The 21203-nt window shown below is 46.4% G+C and carries 18 protein-coding genes; 4 read left to right on the plus strand and 14 right to left on the minus strand.

Annotation, left to right across the window (positions count from 1 at the left end; genetic code table 11):
* Nucleotides 1-2 precede the first annotated feature (2 nt).
* From atpD to asnC, 12 genes are all read right to left on the minus strand, one after another.
* Nucleotides 3-1385: a F0F1 ATP synthase subunit beta gene (gene atpD, locus Xbed_RS13665; protein WP_086113460.1), complete on the minus strand. Its 1383-nt coding sequence runs from the start codon at nucleotides 1383-1385 to the stop codon at nucleotides 3-5.
* Nucleotides 1386-1419: 34 nt separating this feature from the next.
* The gene (gene atpG / locus Xbed_RS13670; RefSeq protein ID WP_086113479.1) at nucleotides 1420-2283 is read right to left on the minus strand and encodes a F0F1 ATP synthase subunit gamma; all 864 of its coding nucleotides are present in this window, start codon (nucleotides 2281-2283) and stop codon (nucleotides 1420-1422) included.
* A 74-nt stretch (nucleotides 2284-2357) separates the two neighbouring features.
* Nucleotides 2358-3899 carry a F0F1 ATP synthase subunit alpha gene (atpA, locus tag Xbed_RS13675; protein WP_086113461.1) on the minus strand — a complete coding sequence of 514 codons (1542 nt, stop codon included), beginning with the start codon at nucleotides 3897-3899 and terminating at the stop codon, nucleotides 2358-2360.
* Between the two features lie 14 nt (nucleotides 3900-3913).
* Nucleotides 3914-4447: a F0F1 ATP synthase subunit delta gene (gene atpH, locus Xbed_RS13680; protein ID WP_086113462.1), complete on the minus strand. Its 534-nt coding sequence runs from the start codon at nucleotides 4445-4447 to the stop codon at nucleotides 3914-3916.
* Between the two features lie 12 nt (nucleotides 4448-4459).
* Entirely contained in the window at nucleotides 4460-4930 is a 471-nt protein-coding gene (atpF, locus tag Xbed_RS13685) for a F0F1 ATP synthase subunit B (RefSeq protein WP_086113463.1), read from the minus strand.
* 55 nt (nucleotides 4931-4985) lie between these two features.
* Nucleotides 4986-5231: a F0F1 ATP synthase subunit C gene (gene atpE, locus Xbed_RS13690; RefSeq protein ID WP_047962570.1), complete on the minus strand. Its 246-nt coding sequence runs from the start codon at nucleotides 5229-5231 to the stop codon at nucleotides 4986-4988.
* A 51-nt stretch (nucleotides 5232-5282) separates the two neighbouring features.
* Nucleotides 5283-6107: a F0F1 ATP synthase subunit A gene (atpB, locus tag Xbed_RS13695; protein WP_086113464.1), complete on the minus strand. Its 825-nt coding sequence runs from the start codon at nucleotides 6105-6107 to the stop codon at nucleotides 5283-5285.
* Nucleotides 6108-6151: 44 nt separating this feature from the next.
* Nucleotides 6152-6529, minus strand: a complete 378-nt coding sequence (gene atpI / locus Xbed_RS13700; protein WP_045957277.1) for a F0F1 ATP synthase subunit I — start codon at nucleotides 6527-6529, stop codon at nucleotides 6152-6154.
* Between the two features lie 611 nt (nucleotides 6530-7140).
* The gene (gene rsmG, locus Xbed_RS13705; protein WP_086113465.1) at nucleotides 7141-7761 is read right to left on the minus strand and encodes a 16S rRNA (guanine(527)-N(7))-methyltransferase RsmG; all 621 of its coding nucleotides are present in this window, start codon (nucleotides 7759-7761) and stop codon (nucleotides 7141-7143) included.
* 11 nt (nucleotides 7762-7772) lie between these two features.
* Complete coding sequence (gene mnmG, locus Xbed_RS13710) at nucleotides 7773-9662, minus strand: tRNA uridine-5-carboxymethylaminomethyl(34) synthesis enzyme MnmG (RefSeq protein WP_086113466.1); 1890 nt, start codon at nucleotides 9660-9662, stop codon at nucleotides 7773-7775.
* A 374-nt stretch (nucleotides 9663-10036) separates the two neighbouring features.
* Nucleotides 10037-10477 carry an FMN-binding protein MioC gene (gene mioC / locus Xbed_RS13715; RefSeq protein WP_086113467.1) on the minus strand — a complete coding sequence of 147 codons (441 nt, stop codon included), beginning with the start codon at nucleotides 10475-10477 and terminating at the stop codon, nucleotides 10037-10039.
* 91 nt (nucleotides 10478-10568) lie between these two features.
* Nucleotides 10569-11030 (minus strand): transcriptional regulator AsnC, encoded by a 462-nt coding sequence (gene asnC / locus Xbed_RS13720; protein ID WP_086113468.1) that lies wholly within the window; start codon nucleotides 11028-11030, stop codon nucleotides 10569-10571.
* 166 nt (nucleotides 11031-11196) lie between these two features.
* On the opposite strand from asnC, the gene asnA reads away from it, so the two are divergent.
* A complete protein-coding gene (gene asnA, locus Xbed_RS13725) occupies nucleotides 11197-12189 on the plus strand; it encodes an aspartate--ammonia ligase (RefSeq protein ID WP_086113469.1) in 993 nt (330 codons plus the stop codon).
* A gap of 3 nt (nucleotides 12190-12192) precedes the next feature.
* On the opposite strand, the gene viaA is transcribed toward asnA, so the two are convergent.
* Nucleotides 12193-13650 carry an ATPase RavA stimulator ViaA gene (viaA, locus tag Xbed_RS13730; RefSeq protein ID WP_086113470.1) on the minus strand — a complete coding sequence of 486 codons (1458 nt, stop codon included), beginning with the start codon at nucleotides 13648-13650 and terminating at the stop codon, nucleotides 12193-12195.
* Between the two features lie 172 nt (nucleotides 13651-13822).
* Between viaA and Xbed_RS13735 the strand changes: the two genes are divergently transcribed.
* Nucleotides 13823-17311 (plus strand): DEAD/DEAH box helicase, encoded by a 3489-nt coding sequence (locus Xbed_RS13735; RefSeq protein ID WP_086113471.1) that lies wholly within the window; start codon nucleotides 13823-13825, stop codon nucleotides 17309-17311.
* Nucleotides 17312-17374: 63 nt separating this feature from the next.
* Here Xbed_RS13735 and ravA read toward each other — a convergent pair whose 3' ends face one another.
* Nucleotides 17375-18880 (minus strand): ATPase RavA, encoded by a 1506-nt coding sequence (gene ravA / locus Xbed_RS13740; protein ID WP_086113472.1) that lies wholly within the window; start codon nucleotides 18878-18880, stop codon nucleotides 17375-17377.
* A gap of 255 nt (nucleotides 18881-19135) precedes the next feature.
* Between ravA and Xbed_RS13745 the strand changes: the two genes are divergently transcribed.
* Both Xbed_RS13745 and rbsK read left to right on the plus strand, forming a co-directional pair.
* Nucleotides 19136-19963 carry an aldo/keto reductase gene (locus Xbed_RS13745; RefSeq protein WP_086113473.1) on the plus strand — a complete coding sequence of 276 codons (828 nt, stop codon included), beginning with the start codon at nucleotides 19136-19138 and terminating at the stop codon, nucleotides 19961-19963.
* 112 nt (nucleotides 19964-20075) lie between these two features.
* Complete coding sequence (rbsK, locus tag Xbed_RS13750; protein ID WP_086113480.1) at nucleotides 20076-21005, plus strand: ribokinase; 930 nt, start codon at nucleotides 20076-20078, stop codon at nucleotides 21003-21005.
* Nucleotides 21006-21203: the final 198 nt, after the last annotated feature.

Below are 21203 nucleotides of genomic sequence, written 5' to 3' on the forward strand. Positions count from 1 at the left end.
TATTAAAGCGACTTCGCTTTTTCCACAGCTTCGTCGATGGTACCCACCATGTAGAACGCCTGTTCTGGCAGGTGGTCATAATCACCGTTCAGGATGCCCTTAAAGCCACGGATGGTGTCTTTCAGAGAAACGAATTTACCTGGTGAGCCGGTGAAGACTTCTGCAACGAAGAAGGGTTGAGACAAGAAGCGCTGGATCTTACGAGCGCGGGCCACAACCAGTTTGTCGTCTTCAGACAGTTCGTCCATACCCAGAATGGCGATGATGTCTTTCAGTTCCTGATAACGTTGCAGGATAGACTGAACGCCACGAGCGACATCATAATGCTCCTGACCAACAACCAGTGGGTCAAGCTGACGGCTGGTTGAATCCAGTGGGTCAACCGCAGGGTAAATCCCCAGAGATGCGATCTGACGGCTCAATACGACAGTTGCATCCAAGTGAGCAAAGGTTGTCGCTGGTGATGGGTCAGTCAAGTCATCCGCAGGAACGTAAACTGCCTGTACGGAGGTGATGGAGCCAGTTTTGGTTGAGGTGATGCGCTCTTGCAGAGCACCCATCTCTTCCGCCAGTGTTGGCTGATAACCTACCGCAGATGGCATACGGCCCAACAATGCTGATACTTCTGTCCCTGCCAGGGTATAACGGTAAATGTTATCCACGAACAGCAGAACGTCACGGCCTTCATCACGGAATTTTTCCGCCATGGTCAAACCGGTCAGTGCAACACGCAGACGGTTTCCTGGTGGCTCATTCATCTGACCGTATACCAGAGATACTTTATCCAGTACGTTTGAATCGGTCATTTCATGATAGAAGTCGTTACCTTCACGGGTACGCTCACCCACACCGGCAAATACGGAGTAACCTGAGTGCTCGATCGCGATGTTACGGATCAGCTCCATCATGTTAACGGTTTTCCCTACACCCGCACCACCAAACAGACCGACTTTACCACCCTTAGCGAATGGACAGATCAAGTCCATGACTTTGATACCGGTTTCCAGCAGTTCCTGAGAGTTGGACAGCTCTTCATAGGTTGGTGCTGTGCGGTGAATTGACCAGCGTTCTTCTTCGCCGATCTCACCTTTCATATCAATCGGATCGCCCAATACGTTCATGATACGGCCCAGTGTTGCTTTACCCACTGGGACTTCGATTGGGTGCCCTAAATCAGTCACGTCCAAATTACGGCGCAAACCATCGGAGGTACCCATTGCGATACAACGAACGATACCACCACCTAATTGCTGCTGAACTTCCAGCACCAATTTTTCTTCACCGTTTTTAACCTCAAGGGCACCGTATACTTTCGGTACGCTGTCCTGAGGGAATTCGACGTCCACTACGGCGCCGATTACCTGGATAATCTTTCCAGTAGCCATCTTGAATCCTCTACGTAATTCGTAAACCTAGCTGTTAAACCGCAGAAGCACCCGAAACGATTTCGGTGAGTTCCTGAGTGATGCTGGCCTGACGAGCCTTGTTGTAAACCAACTGTAACTCTTTGATCAGGTTGCCACCGTTATCGGTCGCGGCTTTCATCGCCACCATTCGTGCGGCCTGTTCACTAGCCAGGTTTTCAACGACGCCCTGATAAACTTGCGATTCGATATAACGGCGCAGCAGGGTATCCAACAGCGCCCTTGGATCAGGTTCATACAGATAATCCCAGGACTTCTTCTTCAGTGTTTCATCGTCTCCGGCAGGCAGAGGCAATAACTGAGTGATCGTCGGAACCTGAGACATTGTATTCATGAACTTGTTAGTCACTATATACAGCTTATCCAGACGCCCTTCGTCATATGCTTGCATCATGACGTGGACTGGCCCGATCAATTCGGACAATGATGGGTTATCTCCCATCCCTGTTACTTGGGCAACAATGTTGCCTCCAACAGAAGAAAAGAAAGAAACCGCCTTCGATCCAACAAGCGCCAAGTCAACTTGGACGTTTTTATCAGACCAGTCTTTCATTTCTATCAGCAATTTTTTGAACAAGTTAATGTTCAAACCGCCACATAAACCACGGTCAGTCGAAACAACCACATACCCAACACGCTTTACTTCGCGCTCGTCAAGGTACGGATGTTTGTACTCCAGATTACCTAACGCAAGGTGTCCAATCACACTGCGAATGGTTTCTGCGTAAGGACGGCTGGCCGCCATGCGATCCTGCGTTTTACGCATTTTGGACGCGGCGACCATTTCCATCGCTTTAGTGATTTTTTGCGTGTTTTGCACACTGGCGATCTTGGTACGTATCTCTTTTGCGCCGGCCATTTCTGCTTCTCCGAATTCAACCAGACGGCCCATGTTTTTTATTCATCAACAGAATCAAACTGGGCCGAATAGTGTTACCAGGACTGAGTCGCCTTGAAGGATTCCAACAGAGCTTTCAGCTTCGCTTCAATCTCTCCATTGTAATCACCAGACTGGTCAATCTCGTTCAGAAGATCAGCATGTTCACGGCTGGCATACGATAACAACGCAGCTTCGAAACTGACCACTTTCGCGATTTCGACATCTTCCAGATAGCCACGCTCAGCAGCAAACAGAGACAGAGCCTGTTGTGCAATGGACATCGGCAGATACTGTTTCTGTTTCAACAGTTCAGTCACTTTCTGACCATGATCCAACTGCTTACGGGTTGCATCATCCAAATCAGAAGCAAACTGGGAGAATGCAGCCAGTTCACGATACTGGGCCAGAGCGGTACGAATACCACCAGACAGTTTCTTGATGATCTTAGTCTGAGCAGCACCACCAACACGGGATACGGAGATCCCCGGGTTAACCGCCGGACGGATACCTGCATTGAACAGGGAAGATTCAAGGAAGATCTGACCATCAGTAATGGAGATAACGTTTGTAGGTACGAATGCTGAAACGTCACCCGCCTGAGTTTCAATGATTGGCAGTGCCGTCAGAGAACCTGTTTGGCCTTTCACTTCACCGTTGGTGAATTTTTCAACATACTCTGCGTTAACACGCGCCGCACGCTCCAACAGACGGGAGTGCAGATAGAAAACGTCACCAGGGAATGCTTCACGTCCAGGTGGACGACGCAGCAACAGGGAAATCTGACGGTACGCAACAGCCTGTTTAGACAGGTCATCGTAAACAATCAGTGCATCTTCACCGCGATCACGGAAGTATTCACCCATCGCACAACCAGAATAAGGTGCCAGATATTGCAGGGCCGCTGATTCTGAAGCAGATGCAACAACAACAATGGTGTTTTCCAGTGCGCCGTGCTCTTCCAGTTTACGAACGACGTTAGCAATGGTAGAGGCTTTCTGACCAATCGCAACATAGATACATTTGATACCAGAATTACGCTGGTTGATGATCGCATCGATAGCCAGGGCAGTTTTACCTGTCTGACGGTCACCGATGACCAGCTCACGCTGGCCACGGCCAATTGGGATCATGGCATCAACGGATTTGTAACCTGTCTGGACAGGCTGGTCAACGGATTGACGATCGATAACACCTGGCGCAATCACTTCAACAGGTGAGAAGCCATCGTGCTCAACAGCGCCTTTACCATCGATGGGTTCACCCAATGTGTTAACCACACGGCCAAGCAAACCACGACCAACAGGTACTTCCAAAATACGGCCAGTACATTTGACTTTCATGCCTTCGGCTAAGTCAGCGTATGGGCCCATCACAACCGCACCTACAGAGTCGCGCTCCAGGTTCAGTGCAATTGCGTAACGGTTGCCAGGCAGAGAAATCATTTCCCCCTGCATGACATCGGCTAAACCGTGGATACGAATGATACCGTCGTTAACGGAAACAATCGTACCTTCATTGTGAGCTTCGCTCACGACATTGAACTGAGCAATACGCTGTTTGATCAGTTCGCTGATTTCGGTGGAATTCAGTTGCATATGCTCCAGTCCCCTTAAGACTGCAAGACGTCTGTTAAACGATCCAGACGGCCACGAATACTGCCATCAATCACCATGTCACCTGCGCGGATAATTACACCGGCAATAACAGACTTATCAATTTTGCAATTCAGCTTCACTTTGCGTGACAGACGTTTTTCCATCGCCGCAGAAATTTTAGCCTGCTGCTGCTCATTCAGTTCGGACGCAGAAGTCACTTCAACATCAATGGTTGATTCAAGTGACGCACGCAATTGAATAAATTGCTGGAAGACTTCTGGCAGTACCAGCAAGCGACCATTTTCTGCCATTACACGAATAAAGTTCTGAGCATGCGCATCAACCTCCTCACCACAAAGGGTGATAAAGGTTTTGGCTAACGTTTCCGGTGCCAATGAACCGGAAAGCAGCTCACCAACCTGTTCATTGCAAGTTACTTCAGCAATGAACGCCAGCATGTTCTGCCAGTGTTCAAGAGATTGGTGTTCTACAGCAAAGTCAAAAGCTGCTTTGGCGTAGGGGCGAGCTACCGTAGCAAATTCAGACATGCCCCTCCCTCCTTACAGTTCAGCGACCAGTTTATTAACGATGTCGCTGTTAGCAGCTTCATCCACGGAACGTTCGATGATTTTCTCGGCACCTGCGATAGCCAGCATCGCAACTTGTTTACGTAACTCTTCACGAGCGCGTTTGCGTTCTGCTTCAACTTCAGCATGGGCCTGCGCGATAATTTTGTTACGTTCCAGCTCGGCTTCTACTTTAGCATCATCAATAAGTTGGGCTTTTTGTTTATTAGCCTGCTCAATGATAACTTGCGCATCAGCTTTCGCTTTTTTCAGTTGGTCGGACGCATTGGCTTGCGCTAAGTCCAGGTTCTTTTTGGCACGCTCTGCTGAAGCCAAACCGTCAGCAATCTCTTTCTGACGTTTTTCAATGGCCGCCATGATTGGTGGCCATACATACTTCATGCAGAACAAAACAAACAGGACAAACGCTAAGGCCTGGCCGAGGATTGTTGCGTTAATATTCACGGCACAATACCTCTATTTCAATTAATGAATTGGCGTAATTTTCAGTTCTGCTATTTTACTTACCGCCAACAGCGAACATCATAAACAAGCCCAGGCCCACAGCAATCATAGGGATGGCGTCAACCAGACCCATGACGATAAAGAACTGCGTACGCAGCAGAGGAATCAAATCAGGCTGGCGAGCAGCGCCTTCCAAGAATTTACCCCCGAGGATGCCGATACCGATCGCAGCACCGATAGCCGCCAGCCCCATCAGAATAGCGGCAGCTATGTACAGCAGATCCATATTCAGGTTTTCCATGACAGTCTCCAGTTTGTTTCAAGTTAAAACACGATTATTGATTGATAAAAATTAATGCTCTTCAGATGCCATCGACAGATAAACAATCGTCAGAACCATGAAAATAAAGGCTTGTAACGTAATAATCAGTATGTGGAAAATCGCCCATGGCAGGGCAAGTAACCACTGTGCTCCCCACGGTAAAAGAGCAGCAATAAGAATAAAGATCAATTCGCCGGCATACATATTACCAAACAGTCGCAGACCGAGTGATATAGGTTTAGACAGCAAACTAACCCCTTCCAAAATTAAGTTAATCGGAATAAACAGTGGGTGATTGAAAGGCTGTAATGTCAGCTCCTTCGCAAAACCACGAATTCCTTTCATCTTAATGCTGTAGAACAGAATGAGGACAAAGACACCGAGAGCCATCGACAAAGTGACACTGACATCTGCGGTCGGAACAATACGCAGAGCAGGCAAGCCGAAGTAATGTTCACCGATTAAAGGAATCAAATCGATTGGCAGTAAGTCCAATGCGTTCATCAGCAACACCCAAACGAACACCGTTAAAGCCAGAGGGGCTATCACTTTGCTCTTGCCGTGATACATGTCACGAACAGTGTTATCAACGAAACCGATTACCATTTCTACTGCAGTCTGGAATTTCCCCGGAACGCCATCAGTAGCGCGAACCGCGACTCTTCTGAATACAAATAGAAACAACATCCCTAATACGATGGAGAAAAAAAGCGAGTCAATGTTCAACGTCCAGAACGTCGCCTCATAACCACTGGCGTGGGGATTGACCAACTCAAAGGTACGCAAGTCCAACTGAAGGTGCTTCAGGTGGTGACTTATGTACTCCGAAGTTGAAATTTCTCCTGATGCAGACATGATGCTTTTTACCCTTTTGTTGTTAAAAACGCTGACTAAAAACGCTAACCGTTCATTACGGCAGGTGCGATGATCTGCACAATCAGCACCGCTAAATAGGCTACACCAAGTGGTGCAAATGCCGCTTTGAACACTCCTAAAGCGACTATCAGCACAGTTATCGTAATGATAACTTTAACCCCTTCGCTAATCGCGAAAAACCATGCAATCCGTACTGGAACACCTTCTTCTTTCACTTTCTGGAAGCGGCTAAGCAGCATGAAAATGGCATTTGGCAGCCAACATGCTAATCCTCCGGCAAAAGCAGAAGCGCCCCACTCTATACTTTTGGTACAAAAAGCGACACTGAGAATAACAAAAGTCATTAACTGCAAAAGTAACAGTTTCAGTGCCATTCTACCGCTGTAAAGGGATACAGACATGACTTTTGTTTTCTCCCTGAGGTACACCATCACATATCAGGTCTTGCTGAACGTTGTATAAAACTGACTTTGCTTAAGAGTGTCAAGTGACAAAAACGTGCAAATTATACGGGCAGCCAAAATGAATTCAATCCATAAGTAGCGAAAAAGTGAATAATTATTTAAATTTCTAACTTTGGTGCCAGATTGCTCACAAATACCATTTAATATTTTGCAACGATTAATGAGATAACCTCGAAATTAAACGTGATGTGCATCACATCGGACAAAAATCATCAATTCTGTTTATCATTAATTATAAGGTGAAAGCATTTTGTTTTTCTTGCTAAAAATCAATCAATTAATATTACACCTGGAAAGTTTTATCTGATATATCGATAAAAGAGGTTAAATGTTTATTTTGCCCACTTTCTCTGAAATTTATTTATAAATAAAATCGATAGCTACCATGAAAAAGAAAAATGATATCAATATAAAAATAACGTTGGTTTTCTGTGAACTATCAGTAAATAAATTTGAAACAATGAAAAGGAATAATGAGTGACGTCCGCAACGTTTTAAATGTGGCTGGCGTCACTAATTATTTATATTTTTATTGACAAAGAGCAAAGTTAGTTTGACTTAAGTATCACCAGATGACGCTGTTCACCTAACTCTGCAACTTGAAGAGGAACGGCTTTATCAAGGACGATCCCTGTAGGCAATTGAGCCAGTTCATCTTCCGGTAACACGCCTTTCAGAGCATAAAAACGCCCTTCATTTGGTTTGGGGAGATGGTTGCACCATGAAAGCATATCTTGCAGAGAGGCAAATGCACGGCTAATCACCCCATCAAAAGGCGGTTGAGGGATAAATTCCTCAACCCGGCTTTGTACAGGTTCTATATTGACCAAACCGAGTTCATGCTGAACCTGGCGTAAAAAACGAACCCGTTTTCCCAAACTGTCCAATAAGGTGAAATGGGAGTCTGGACGCACAATCGCCAACGGGATGCCCGGCAAGCCAGGCCCTGTTCCTACATCAATAAATCGCGTTCCCTGGAGAAAGGGATTAACCACAATGCTATCCATGATATGCCGAACCAACATCTGTTCTGGATCACGCACAGATGTCAGATTATAGGCTTTATTCCACTTATTGAGCATATCAACATAGTCAACAAGCAACTGTTTCTGTTCCTGAGATAACTCAATGTGGGTTGTTGCCAACAGCGATTCCAATTTGTTAAGCAAAGTCTGTCCCCTTAGGCGCTACGACGCAATAAACCTTGTTTTTTCAACCATACCAGCAAAATAGAAATAGCGGCCGGTGTGATGCCTGAAATACGTGAAGCCTGACCGATTGAACTTGGTTTATGGTCATTCAGTTTTGCGATAACTTCATTGGAAAGCCCGCTGACTTGCTGGTAATCCAGATCAACTGGCAATGTGGTATTTTCATTACGCAGTTGTTTTTCGATCTCTTCTTGCTGGCGGGCAATATAACCCTCGTACTTCACTTGAATTTCAACCTGATCTGCCGCCTGTGGTTCTGTAATCGCTGGAGCAAAACGCGGCAGGGATGTCAGCCGCTGATAATTCATTTCAGGACGACGCAGTAAATCTTCACCATTGGCTTCTTTTGACAACGGTGCTCTCAGCATCTGATTGATATCTTCCAAACTATCAGAATGAGGATGTACCCAGATATTGCGCAGGCGCTGGCGTTCTTGTTCGATCATTTCCACTTTGCGGCAATAATGTTCCCAACGGAAATCATCAATCAATCCCAGTTTACGACCTTGTTCAGTCAGACGGAGATCCGCGTTGTCTTCACGCAGCATCAAGCGATATTCTGCGCGGGATGTAAACATACGGTAAGGTTCTTTCGTGCCCAGTGTGCATAAATCATCAACCAGAACACCGAGATAGGCTTGATCACGGCGCGGGAACCATCCCTCTTCACCTGCGGCATAGCGTGCAGCATTAAGACCTGCCAGCAACCCTTGTGCGGCCGCTTCTTCATATCCGGTGGTTCCGTTGATCTGACCCGCAAAGAACAGGCCATGGATAAACTTGCTTTCCAGCGTCTGTTTTAAATCTCGTGGATCGAAGAAGTCATATTCGATCGCATAACCCGGACGAATAATACGAGCATTTTCCATCCCTTTCATGGAGTGGACAATCTGCATCTGTACATCAAATGGCAGGCTGGTTGAAATGCCATTTGGATAGATTTCGTTACTGGTGAGCCCTTCTGGCTCCAGGAAGATCTGGTGAGCGTTTCGATCTGCAAAACGCATGACTTTGTCTTCAATGGAGGGACAGTAACGAGGACCGATCCCTTCGATGATCCCGGCATACATTGGACTGCGATCCAAGTTGTTGCGGATCACTTCATGCGTTTTTTCATTGGTATGAGTAATATAGCACGGGATCTGCCGTGGGTGTTGATCTACATTGCCCATGAATGAAAATACAGGTGTCGGATCATCCCCAAGTTGTTGTTCAAGCTGGCTAAAATCAATGGATCTCGCATCAATGCGAGGTGGCGTACCTGTTTTCAGACGAGCTACACGCAGGGGCAGCTCGCGCAAACGATGGGACAGGGAGATCGCAGGAGGATCACCCGCACGTCCGCCACTGTAATTCTCTAATCCGATATGAATTTTTCCGTCAAGGAAAGTCCCAACCGTCAGAACGACTGATTTAGCTTTGAATTTCAATCCCATACGAGTAACAACACCTGTAACAGTGTCGTTTTCAACGATGAGATCTTCAACTGGCTGTTGGAAGATCATTAAATTAGGCTGATTTTCCAATGCGGTTCTTACGGCTTGTCGGTAAAGCACGCGATCCGCTTGCGCTCGTGTTGCCCGAACAGCAGGGCCTTTACTGGCATTGAGTGTTCTGAATTGAATGCCTGCCTGATCCGTGGCTTTTGCCATCAGACCGCCAAGTGCATCGATCTCTTTTACCAGATGCCCTTTACCGATCCCACCAATGGCTGGATTACATGACATCTGGCCCAAAGTATCAATATTGTGAGTCAGTAGTAAGGTTTGACGTCCCATTCGTGCGGCAGCCATCGCTGCTTCTGTACCGGCATGACCCCCGCCGATAATGATGACGTCAAAGTGCTCTGGATAAAACATGTGCGAACCTTCAATTGTGAGAATGCTTCATGTGCATTGGGTAGAGGATTGTACTCAAGTTTCGACCTCAGACCAAGTGGGAGAGATCATCATTAATTAAAAGAAGATCTTTTTATTTAAAGATCTCTTTATTAGATCTTTTATTAGGATCGCGATCATCTGTGGATAAGTGGATTTTCCATATAAAGATCATGGCGCTGTAAAGGATCATTTGCTGTGAATGATCCGTGATCCAACTCAGTATAAGCTGGGATCTAAAAGCCGAGTTATACACAGGCGCTGGATTGAAACAAGGTTATTAAATGGATAACTACGGGTTAACCCCTGCTTTTCAGATGAGTTATCCACAGTTGATCGTTATATTTTTAATCAGATCAGAGTAACTTTGCCCACTCTTTGACCCATTCTTCGGCTGGATCTTCGGGAATTTCATGTTGCAGGATGTCTATTTCCAATCGATCCCCGATCCGTTTTGCTCCGTGATCCTCCAATAATCGCTCAAGTGATCTTATGGCACCACAGAATGTGTCATATTCAGAACTGCCAATCCCAACCGCCCCAAAGATCACATTACTGAGATCAGGCTGGTGCTGTGTGATCGTATCTGCCAAAGGCTGGAGGTTTTCCGGTAAGTCTCCTGCCCCGTGTGTTGAAGTCACCACAAGCCACAGCCCTTCAAGAGGAAGATCATCCAATGAAGGACCATGCAGCATTTCTGTTGAAAACCCGTTATTTTCTAAGATCTCAGCCATGTGTTCGGCGACGTATTCGGCGCTACCCATTGTGCTGCCGCTGATTAAGGTTATTGTGCTCATCATGATCCTTGATAAATAAAAGAGCAACTATTGTACGCTGTGAATCTATTGGGATCTACCTGTGGATAATGTGGTTAAACATTTTTCTGTTTTAAGGCTTTATTGTCCTTGTTATAGGGTTTTGCAGTGAGATCAATGTTTCTGTTGACTGGATTTCATCAATCGTCTGGATCTTGTTGATAAGTACGTCCTGAAGCGTTTCGATGGATCGGCACATGACCTTAATGAAAATGCTGTAATGACCGGTGGTGTAATAAACCTCAACGACTTCATCAAGCATATCGAGTTTTTTCAATGCCGCCGGGTAATCTTTGGCACTTTTTAAGATAATACCAATGAAGCAGCACACATCGAATCCTAGCTGTTTAGCACTGATATCAACCCGGGTACCCGTGATGATCCCGGATTGTTTCATTTTTTCTACACGCACATGGATGGTTCCAGGGCTAACTGCGAATTTTTTTGCTAATTCTGCATAAGGTGTACGTGCGTTTTCCATTAAAGCGTGAAGTATGTCACGGTCCAAATTATCGATTTGATAAATTTCTGCCATTTTTAGTCCCCATTTTTGAATGATATTTATTTTTATAGCGTAAAAATTATCGTTTATTAATCTTATACACTATTTTTACTATCAGATATTGAATTTGTACCTCATTTTGTTGCTTAATCTATATCAACAGGACACAGGGTCACTAAAAAATTTTGAGAGCAGAATTATGAAAACATCCTTCATTGAAAAACAGCAGCAGATTAGTTTTGTGAAATCATACTTTTCCCGTCTGCTAGAGAAACAACTTGGTTTAATCGAAGTTCAGGCACCTATCTTGAGCCGCCTTGGTGACGGTACTCAGGACAACCTGTCTGGCCATGAAAAAGCCGTGCAGGTGAAAGTGAAAACTTTGCCGGATGCAACGTTTGAAGTGGTTCATTCTCTGGCTAAATGGAAACGCAAGACATTAGGTCGCTTTGGTTTTCAGGCTGAACAAGGGTTATATACCCATATGAAGGCGCTGCGTCCTGATGAAGATCGCTTGACTCCTATCCATTCTGTTTTTGTTGATCAGTGGGATTGGGAGAAAACGATGGGTGAAGATCAACGTTCACTCAGCTATTTAAAACAGACAGTAGGTAAAATCTACGAAGCAATAAAAGAAACACAACAAGCGGTAAGTAAGGAATTTGGTCTGGCACCGTTCCTGCCAGATCAAATTCACTTTATCCACAGCGAAGAGCTTCTGAAACGTTACCCTGATCTGGATGCTAAAGGTCGCGAGCGTGAGGCGGCTAAAGAGTTTGGTGCGATTTTCCTGATGGGGATTGGCGGCAAGCTGTCTGATGGTCAGGCACATGATGTCCGTGCGCCGGATTATGACGACTGGACAACACCGAACAGTGATGGTTTTCTGGGTCTGAACGGCGATATTATTGTCTGGAACCCCATGTTGCAGGATGCTTTTGAAATTTCTTCAATGGGTATCCGCGTTGATGCACAAGCGCTGCAACGTCAGCTTGCTCTGACCAGCGATGAAGATCGCTTGCAGTATGATTGGCATCAGGCACTGCTCAAAGGCGATATGCCACAGTCCATCGGTGGTGGTATTGGGCAATCCCGTTTGGTGATGCTGTTGCTGCAAATGGCGCACATCGGTCAGGTTCAGTGTGGGGTTTGGTCACCAGAAATTATCGAATCAGTTGAAGGTGTGCTCTAAGGTTTAATTCCGCCATCTTCTCCGTAAACGGCTGGTAATTCCGGTATCAAAATGCCAGATATGATCAAATATCCGCATGATACCGGGTTTGCCGTAGTGGGAAAGGGAGATGGCATGGAAACGGTGTTGTTGATGCTGTTGTAGATTTTTTATCTGATGGATTAGAGTGTCCGGCAAACGTTGGGCTATGAAATCTGAAATAACAACAGCATCAGCATCTTTCCAGATATTTTCTTTCATTTTTTCAACCGTTGCATTCAAACAGGATGCCAAATCGGTTCCTCCCTTGAATGTTTGCCCCAGAAAATGTACTGCCTGAGTCAGGCCATCCGGTGATGTCAAATCATAGTGAACGAGTTCAGTCGAGAACAGCATGATGTGGCAGTGGCGGTTATCCTCCAATGCAATGCGCATTAAAGCCAGACACAATGCTTTTGCACACTGTTCATTAAATCCACCCATTGAACCGGATGTATCAACACAAACAATAAAAGGTCCCCGTGGTTGTGTTTCATTGTGATGATGGGTTACGGGTTTGAATGAGGTTTTTGGTTGCCAGTTATCCCCTTGCAAGCGATAGGACAATAGTTTCTTTTCCACCAGCCGCCGGTAAAATTCGTATTCCAGCTCTTCAATGCCCAGCATGGCCATCTCAGTAGGTAACAGCCTTAAGATATCATCACTTTGCCGGAGTCCACTGACTTGCTCTGGTACGGTATCCGGCATTCGCTCAATCCGGGTGAATGGCTCAAGAACAGGACTGTCTTCAGGAATTGATTTCGCGGTTTGACTGCGGCCAAGACATTGCGCCAGTTTTTCCAGTTCAGGCTGTTGTCTGAGAAAGTCAGCGTAGAGAGTGAATAGTGATATATTGTTCGAATCCAGATGAATCTGGCTTTTACTCATATCCCACAATCGACCTGCGGCGCGATCATTGTGATCAAATATCGGATCAAGATTACCGCTGAGGGTTAATCGCTTCTGGATCTCCGCCAGTAACTGCTCTTTTTCTTGTTCCAATAATGCCTTGTTAAAGGTTGTTACTTGCAGGATCAGGCTGAGACGCCAACGCTGAATAAACAGAATTTGCCCTGAATGGGTATGTCCAGATAGTGTCTTGAACAGTGTGTCGGCTTCATTGGCAAAGGGAGAGGAAAGTTGCCGAAGTTTTTCTATGACCTCAGGTAGCTGTTGGTAAAATTCTGTTGTGTTGGCTGTCAGTCGCTGTTGGTATAACTGAAATTCTTCAGCCAGTGGAGCGGGAATATGCGCTTCTTTTACTCTTTGCTGCAATGTTTGCTTCCATGCAGGAAGATCTTTCAGCAATGCGCGTTTAAGTCTTGGATACTTTTCAAAGAAGATCACCAATTGAGGCGTGCTCAACAGCATCAGAATGATCTCTTCGATCAGTTCGCCTTCATTGATGGAAAGCAGCAGATCGAGCGTGGTCAGCGTTAACATGCAGCTCTCCCATTTTTGATCTCAATAAGTTCTGTTTTTAAGATGGATGGGTTCTCATCATGGAGAATGCACTAATGTCGAAGAAATAGCCATGTTCTTTGTGACTAAAACCCCTAACATCCCGTAAAATTCAGGATATTATTTCCATTTATCATCTTTTTTGGCGAATATCATGGCTCGTATAAATTATGGCAATACTTGGTGGGGCAAGCAGTGGCTGAATTCACTCACTGATATTGATTATGACAACCGGCTGCCGCGTGGGAAAACCTACGCCAATAAAGGTGCAGTCAAGGGGCTGATATTGCAAGAGGGGTTCTTGCAGGCCAAAGTTCAAGGTTCTTACCCAAAGCCCTATAAGGTATCGATTAATGTCCCTACACTGACCCAGCAGCAGATCGATCGTCTGCTTGATGCGTTGGTGGACGATCCTGGTGTGATTGCTCGTCTGCTCAATCGAGAATTAGATCCTTCGGTGTTAGAGTTGGCTGAGCGTTTGGGTATTGCCATCTTTCCGTCCCAATGGAAAGATTTGGGTATGATGTGCTCCTGCCCCGACTGGGCGGTGCCTTGTAAGCACTTGGCGGCAACGATTTATCTGGTCAGCCGCGAAATTGACAGTAACCCTTTTCTGGTGTTCTCCCTGCGTGGCGTGGATCTTATCCAGCAGCTAAAAGCGCGGGGCATCCATATTGAGAGTGAGGTAGTGGTTAATGTGCCGCGCCTGTCGACCTTGTTAATTGCAGATGAGGCGTCAGAAGAGGTCATGTTCTCGGACCCGGCAGCACTGGAAACGCTGGCTTATGCCGATTTGCCGTTGCTGTCTGAGGCGCTGTTGGCGGTACTGCCACCTCAACCCGCATTTTTTTCTGGCAGCGATCTGTGTCATGTGATGCAACGGATATTGACGCGGGTGGCTAAATTTGCCCGCAAGACGCTGGATGGTAAGTTCCCGATAGATACGCCCTCACTCACCTTGTTGGCCTCCCACCGTCCTCGTCTCACGCTGAGTCGTGAGGGGCACGCCATCATCAGCGGCGTCAACGGCTTGTATTCCATTGAAGAACTGGATACCGCGCTGGAACAACTCACGCCAGCAGACTTGCCGAACAGGCAACCAGAGGTGGCGGCACTGTTCCACTTGCGTATGATGTCCTTGCATCTTTTGGCTAACGGAGCAGTGGTGCCACAGGTGTTTGCGGTGGAGCCAGATGTCCTGGGTGTGCGTTGGCTGCCAGCCATGCTCGATGATCGGGTCGCTGAACAGATGCAGCGTCTGGCGCGTGGCCTGCCGTCACAACTGGCGGTATTGAGTCCGAACCAGCCTATCTCACCGATGATGCAGGCTTGTTCGCTATGTGCGGTATTCCTCGGTTATTACCTACGAATGGAGTCGGAGTACATCAGAGAGAAACCGCGCGACAATAAAATATTGTCCTTGTTATTCAGTGCCGAACCGAAAAGTTTCGATAGTGCAGGAGAAAGTGCCATTGGCCCGGCCTTACAGACTTGGCTTGCCCGCTATCACCTTGCTGAGCGGGACTATGCGCCAGTGTTGATCTTGAATGAGGGCGAGTTTGGTGATTTCGAAGTGGGGCTGGCTATTCAGCCTAAATCCGCCTTGTTGATGCCTCCGGTTCCGCTGCACAGTGTGCTGACTGAAGCAGAGTGGAGCCAGACACGTTTCGGCGTCTTGCAGACGGTTGTTCTGCTGGCCGAATTTTTCCCACCCCTTAACGACTATTTGCGACAAGGTGCGCGTTCTCCCATCGTTCTGACGGCTGAACAACTGCCCGCGCTATTGTTCGATACACTGCCTGCCATTCACCTGCTCGGTATTCGCACCTTGTTACCCAAGGAGTTGGAGCGATTATTACGTCCCCGGTTGTCGATGAAAGTATCCAGTCAGGACAAGGGGTTGGGAGGCGGTCAACTGAGCACCGACGATATCCTGACTTTCGACTGGCAGGTGGCATTGGGCGAGCATCATCTGACTCGCGCTGAATTCGAGCAATTGGTTCACGGTGCAACGGGTGTGGTGCGTTTCAAAGGCGAATACATCTACCTTGATCCGAAAGAAATCGCGAGCTTGCAAGCCCAGTTGGAGCGCGCTTCTAAATGGTCGGGCTCTGAACTGATGCGCATGGCATTGGCTGGCGAATATGCCGGTACACCCATACAGCTCGATGACAACATGCTACAACTGCTGGCAGAGTTGAGAGAAGTGGGCGAGGTGCCCTTACCGTGCGACCTTAACGCCACTTTGCGCCCGTATCAGCAACGTGGCTACGCTTGGCTGCTGCGTAACCTTCAGGCCGGATTCGGCAGCATTATTGCCGATGATATGGGCCTCGGCAAAACGCTGCAAGTCATCACCACCCTGCTCAAGCTCAAGCAAGATGGCACTTTGGAGCAGTCTAAGGCGCTGGTCGTCGTTCCCACTAGCTTGCTGACCAACTGGCAGAAAGAAATAGTCCGTTTTGCACCGACACTCAGTATCGGTGTATTTCATGGTAGTAAACGTGAATTGTCCAGCAAACGGCCGGATATCTTGCTGACGACCTACGGTGTCGCTCGTAGAGCGGCGGCGGCGCTCAAGGCGTTGTCCTGGCAGGTGCTGGTGGTGGATGAGGCGCAGAATATCAAGAATCCGTCAACCGTACAGACCAAGGCGATTAAGTCGATCCCCGCCGCTGGCTACATCGCCATGAGCGGTACGCCTGTTGAAAACCGTCTGTCTGAGTACTGGAGCTTAATGGACTTCGTTAATCGTGGTTATCTGGGCACACTCAAACGTTTCGAGCAAGAATACACCACGCCGATCCAAATCAACCGTGACCGGCAGGTAGCGGAACGTTTTCAGCGTGTTACGGCTCCCTTCCTCCTGCGTCGCCTTAAGTCCGATCGCAATGTGATCAGTGACTTGCCTGACAAAGTTGAGCTTGATCAATACTGCACGTTGACGTCAACCCAAACCGCGCTGTACGAATCGGTGGTGCGTGAAGGCATGCAGGCTCTTGAGGGCGAAGAAGATCAGTTCAAACGTCAGGGCTTGGTACTACAAATGATTCTGGCGCTGAAGCAGATCTGCAACCATCCGGATCAATATCTGAAACAGCCCGCCAGCGATGCGATGGCCTCCGGCAAACTCGAACGCTTATTCGATCTGCTTGACGATTTACACGCCAGCCACGAGAAGACGCTCATTTTCACCCAGTTCCGCGAGATGGGGGAATTACTTGCCCACTGGTTGCAGAAGCGCTACGGGCAGACACCGATGTTCCTGCATGGCGGCTTGTCCCGTACCAAACGCGACGAAATGGTGGAGCGATTTCAGACCGACCGCACCGAGCGGGTGTTCCTGCTGTCCCTCAAGGCTGGAGGCACGGGTCTTAACCTCACCGCCGCTTCAAACGTGATTCACTTCGACTTATGGTGGAACCCCGCAGTGGAAGCACAAGCCACCGACCGTGCGTATCGTATTGGTCAAAAGAGCAATGTGCAGGTGCACCGCTTTATTACCAGTGCCACCTTTGAAGAGCGCATCAACGAAATGATCCAGCGTAAGCGCGAGCTGTCAGATATGGTGGTGGGTAGCGGAGAGCAATGGATAGGTAATCTGGATACGCAAGCGCTTAGAGAACTGTTTACGCTCGCGTAATGCAGGGCTTCATCATGCTCCTTTCATTATGAGGGCAAAATAGGGGGAGGCAGCGTTAACCTGTCACTCTCCCATTTTTGCCCTCAACAGTTTCATTTTTTCCGTTAATGGCAGAAAACTTTGTTCGGTGCTGGCAAGCCAGTGTTCTTCGATAAATAAACAGGGTTGATGTTGATTAAATAAATTGTGTTGCCGTTGAATCTCATCATTGATGGACATCAGTTTTTCATTCCATTCGTTATTGGTGTTTTCTACGGCGACTGATTTTTTATCCGATAGGCAGAGGACGGCACTATTACGGCTAATATCCAGTACGGTAAGCTGATGCTTTTCGTCGATTTCGGCTGTGATGGCTTGCGGGAAACCAATGCCATTTAAGCAGACGGACAATTCCCCGGTGTGATTTTTTAGGCTGTTTTCCAGCGATTTTTGCTCTATTTCGATGAAATTAACCTCAATGTCATGCAGATGTAATGAAGGATGTAAAAACAGTATCAGTTTTTCATCCTTGATATGTTCGGGGAGTGAATAAAGGGTTCTACGGCCAAAAAGGGAGGTTTTGGGGATTAATTGCACGGGAGAGTGGTTATTTTTATCCTGGTTGGCCTGCACCCACTGCTGATATAACTTGTCCATTTTCTGTGCCAGCCGATTTTGCTGATAGGCTTGCTCTGTCAGCAATGTATTCAAAAGTTGTGACAGAAGTTTTAAGGCATTCAAGTCATGCCATAGGCAATCTTTTAATAACACCATATCTGGTGGTGAGATTTCGTTTCGTCCATTGAAAAAGGCACTGGCCTGTAATAAGCGGATGGCTTTTTTCCAGCGGCGATCAGAAACATCAGGAATATTTCCGCTGACATTGACCTGCTGACGGAGTTGATAAATCAGTTCGAAAATAGGCTCTGGTAAGGAGACATGGCGGATCTTGCCCTGCCATTGAAGAAACTCATCCTCAGTGATCTGAATATAGGTGGGAACCGGATTGCTATTTTCATTGTTCCGGTCAGTCAGCAAAGCCCGAAAATTTTTCTTTTCCTGAATTTTGTCTAGCCAGAGTCTAATCAACATACGATCGTAGAGTGCTTCCAGACCGCTATCTGTATCAGGAAGTTCATTGGATGCGGTAACCAGTAAGCGCATTGGCAGTTGCTCTTCTTGAGTTCCATTTCTGAATTTCTTTTCATTGATGGCTGTCAGTAGGGTATTCAGAATCGCTGGCCCTGCTTTCCAAATTTCATCCAGAAAGACAATTTCGGCTTCAGGTAAATAGCCTTCGGTGAGGCGTTGGTAACGTCCTTCGTCCTTGAGTGCTTGGATGGAGAGGGGGCCGAAAATCTCTTCCGGGGTGGAAAAGCGGGTCATGAGATACTCAAAAGCCCGCGCATTTTTAAAAGCAAACTTGAGCCGCCGGGCAATCAGGCTCTTGGCTATGCCGGGTGGACCCAGAAGGAAAACGCTCTCTCCACATAAAGCGGCCAGTAGACAAAGACGAATGGCTTGTCGTCTTTCATATAGGCCACTTTCCAGATACTGGCTTAACTGGGATATTTTCTCGACCAATTGCATATTATTTACACCTCGGTTCGGATAGTTACCTTCCTTTATTTATAGGTAAAATTCAATCTATGCAAAGATTTTGATGATGATCCATTGATTTGGACGTGCTGATGATTGGGATATTGATGCGGCTCGTGATGTCCTGCGTCAACGCTGTGAGTGACTGCACATTTGGGTGATAAAAGGGATCTTCATTACAGTTAACATCTTCATCACAGTTGAGAAAATGTTATTCTTATTCAAATAAAAGAAAGGGGGATTTTTATGAATACTCAAACCATAACACTCTACAATGGTGTAAGAATTCCGAATATTGGTTTAGGGGTATATAAGACAAAAGAGGGAACGGAAGTTAAACAGGCTATCAAAAAATCTTTAGAAACAGGCTATAGAATGATTGATACGGCTTCGATCTATAAAAATGAAATTGGGGTTGGGGAAGCTATTGGAGAATCTGATATTGCTCGTGAAGATCTATTTATTACGACAAAATTATGGAACGATGATCAAGGATATGAAACAACCCTTAAAGCCTTTGATTTAAGTTTAAAAAAATTAAAATTAGATTATATAGATTTATATTTAATTCATTGGCCGGTATATGGAAAATACGTGGAAACATATCGCGCTTTTGAAAAATTATACCAAGAAGGAAGAGCCCGTGTCATCGGTGTTTGTAATTTTCACATCCATCACTTAGAACATTTAATGGACAATTCAGACATCAAACCGATGGTCAATCAAGTCGAACTACACCCTATGCTTGCGCAAATTGAGCTACGTAATTTTTGTCAAAAAGAGCAAATTCAAATAGAAGCCTGGAGTCCTTTAATGCAAGGGGGAGAAATACTAGAAAACCCTATCATTAAAGATATCGCGAAGAAATATGACAAAACACCGGCACAGGTTATTTTGCGCTGGGATATTCAAAATAACATTATAACCATTCCGAAATCGATTACCTCATCACGTATTGTTGAAAATTTTAACCTATTTGATTTTTCATTGACGGAAGAAGAATTGCAAAAAATTAATACACTTGATTGTCATAAACGGGTAGGAACCAATCCCGATAAGTATGATTTTGTATGAAGGTAAAATATTTTTAATTTATTGAAATGGATAAGAGTAAATTACTTTTATTTTTTTATACTGCAAAGTTGTGTAATATCCGGATCAAATCAGTACTCCCTTAGAATGGGTGATAAGTATGGCAAAACTTGTAGTCATGGGCAGCATCAATGCAGATCACATCTTGAACCTCGAATCTTTTCCCCTGCCAGGGGAAACAGTGAAAGGGAAACAGTATAGGGTTGCATTTGGCGGAAAGGGAGCAAATCAGGCCGTTGCTGCTGGCCGTTGCGGCGCTGATATTACATTTATTGCTTGCGTTGGTCAGGATGATATTGGAGAGCGCATCCGCCAACAGTTGGTGAAAGATAATGTCAAAACCTCGTCAATTGAGATTATTGAAGGGGAAACAACAGGCGTCGCCCTGATTTTTGTCAACCAGCAAGGTGAGAATGTTATTGCCATTAGCGCAGGAGCGAATGGGGTGCTAACTCCGGACTATTTCCTGCGTTATGAGCAGGTTGTCAAAGAGGCTGATGCGTTGCTGTTACAGCTTGAAACACCGTTGGAAACGGTGCAACTTGCTGCTGAAACGGCGAAGCAGCATCATGCCAAAGTGATCCTTAATCCGGCACCAGCGCAGAAAATCTCAGAACAACTGCTCTCGCTTGTGGATATCATCACACCTAACGAAACTGAAGCCGAATGTTTGACCGGTATCGCCGTGAAAGATGCTGCAGGAGCAGAGAAAGCATCCCAAGCCCTACATAATAAAGGCATAGAAACTGTCATTATCACACTGGGTGGCCGGGGTGTATGGCTGAGTGAAAAAGGCAAGAAAGGAAAAATTGTGCCTGGGTTTAAAGTGGAAGCGATTGATACGATTGCTGCGGGGGATACGTTTAATGGTGCCCTGATAACCGGATTGCTGGAAGGAAAAGAGATGTTGACTGCGATCCGCTTTGCTCATGCTGCGGCGGCCATTGCCGTGACGCGGGAGGGAGCACAACCGGCAATTCCGTGGCGAAATGAAATTGATGCGTTTCTATCTGAACAAGATTAACCGTGGCTACAATGAAGGATGTTGCCCGCCTTACGGGGGTTCTTATTTTGACACCCGAATTGATTCCGTTGTCTGCTGTAAGAGCCTCATTTCTTAATTAACCCGAATACCGCTTAAGCCGTTGCTGGAAAATCTTCGTCTGAGTAGAAAATTTTCAGTGACGGCTTTTTCCATTTAAGGCAGTAAGCAATCAGTCCA

The sequence above is a fragment of the Xenorhabdus beddingii genome (assembly GCF_002127545.1).
In the GTDB taxonomy this organism is placed as follows: Bacteria; Pseudomonadota; Gammaproteobacteria; order Enterobacterales; family Enterobacteriaceae; genus Xenorhabdus; species Xenorhabdus beddingii.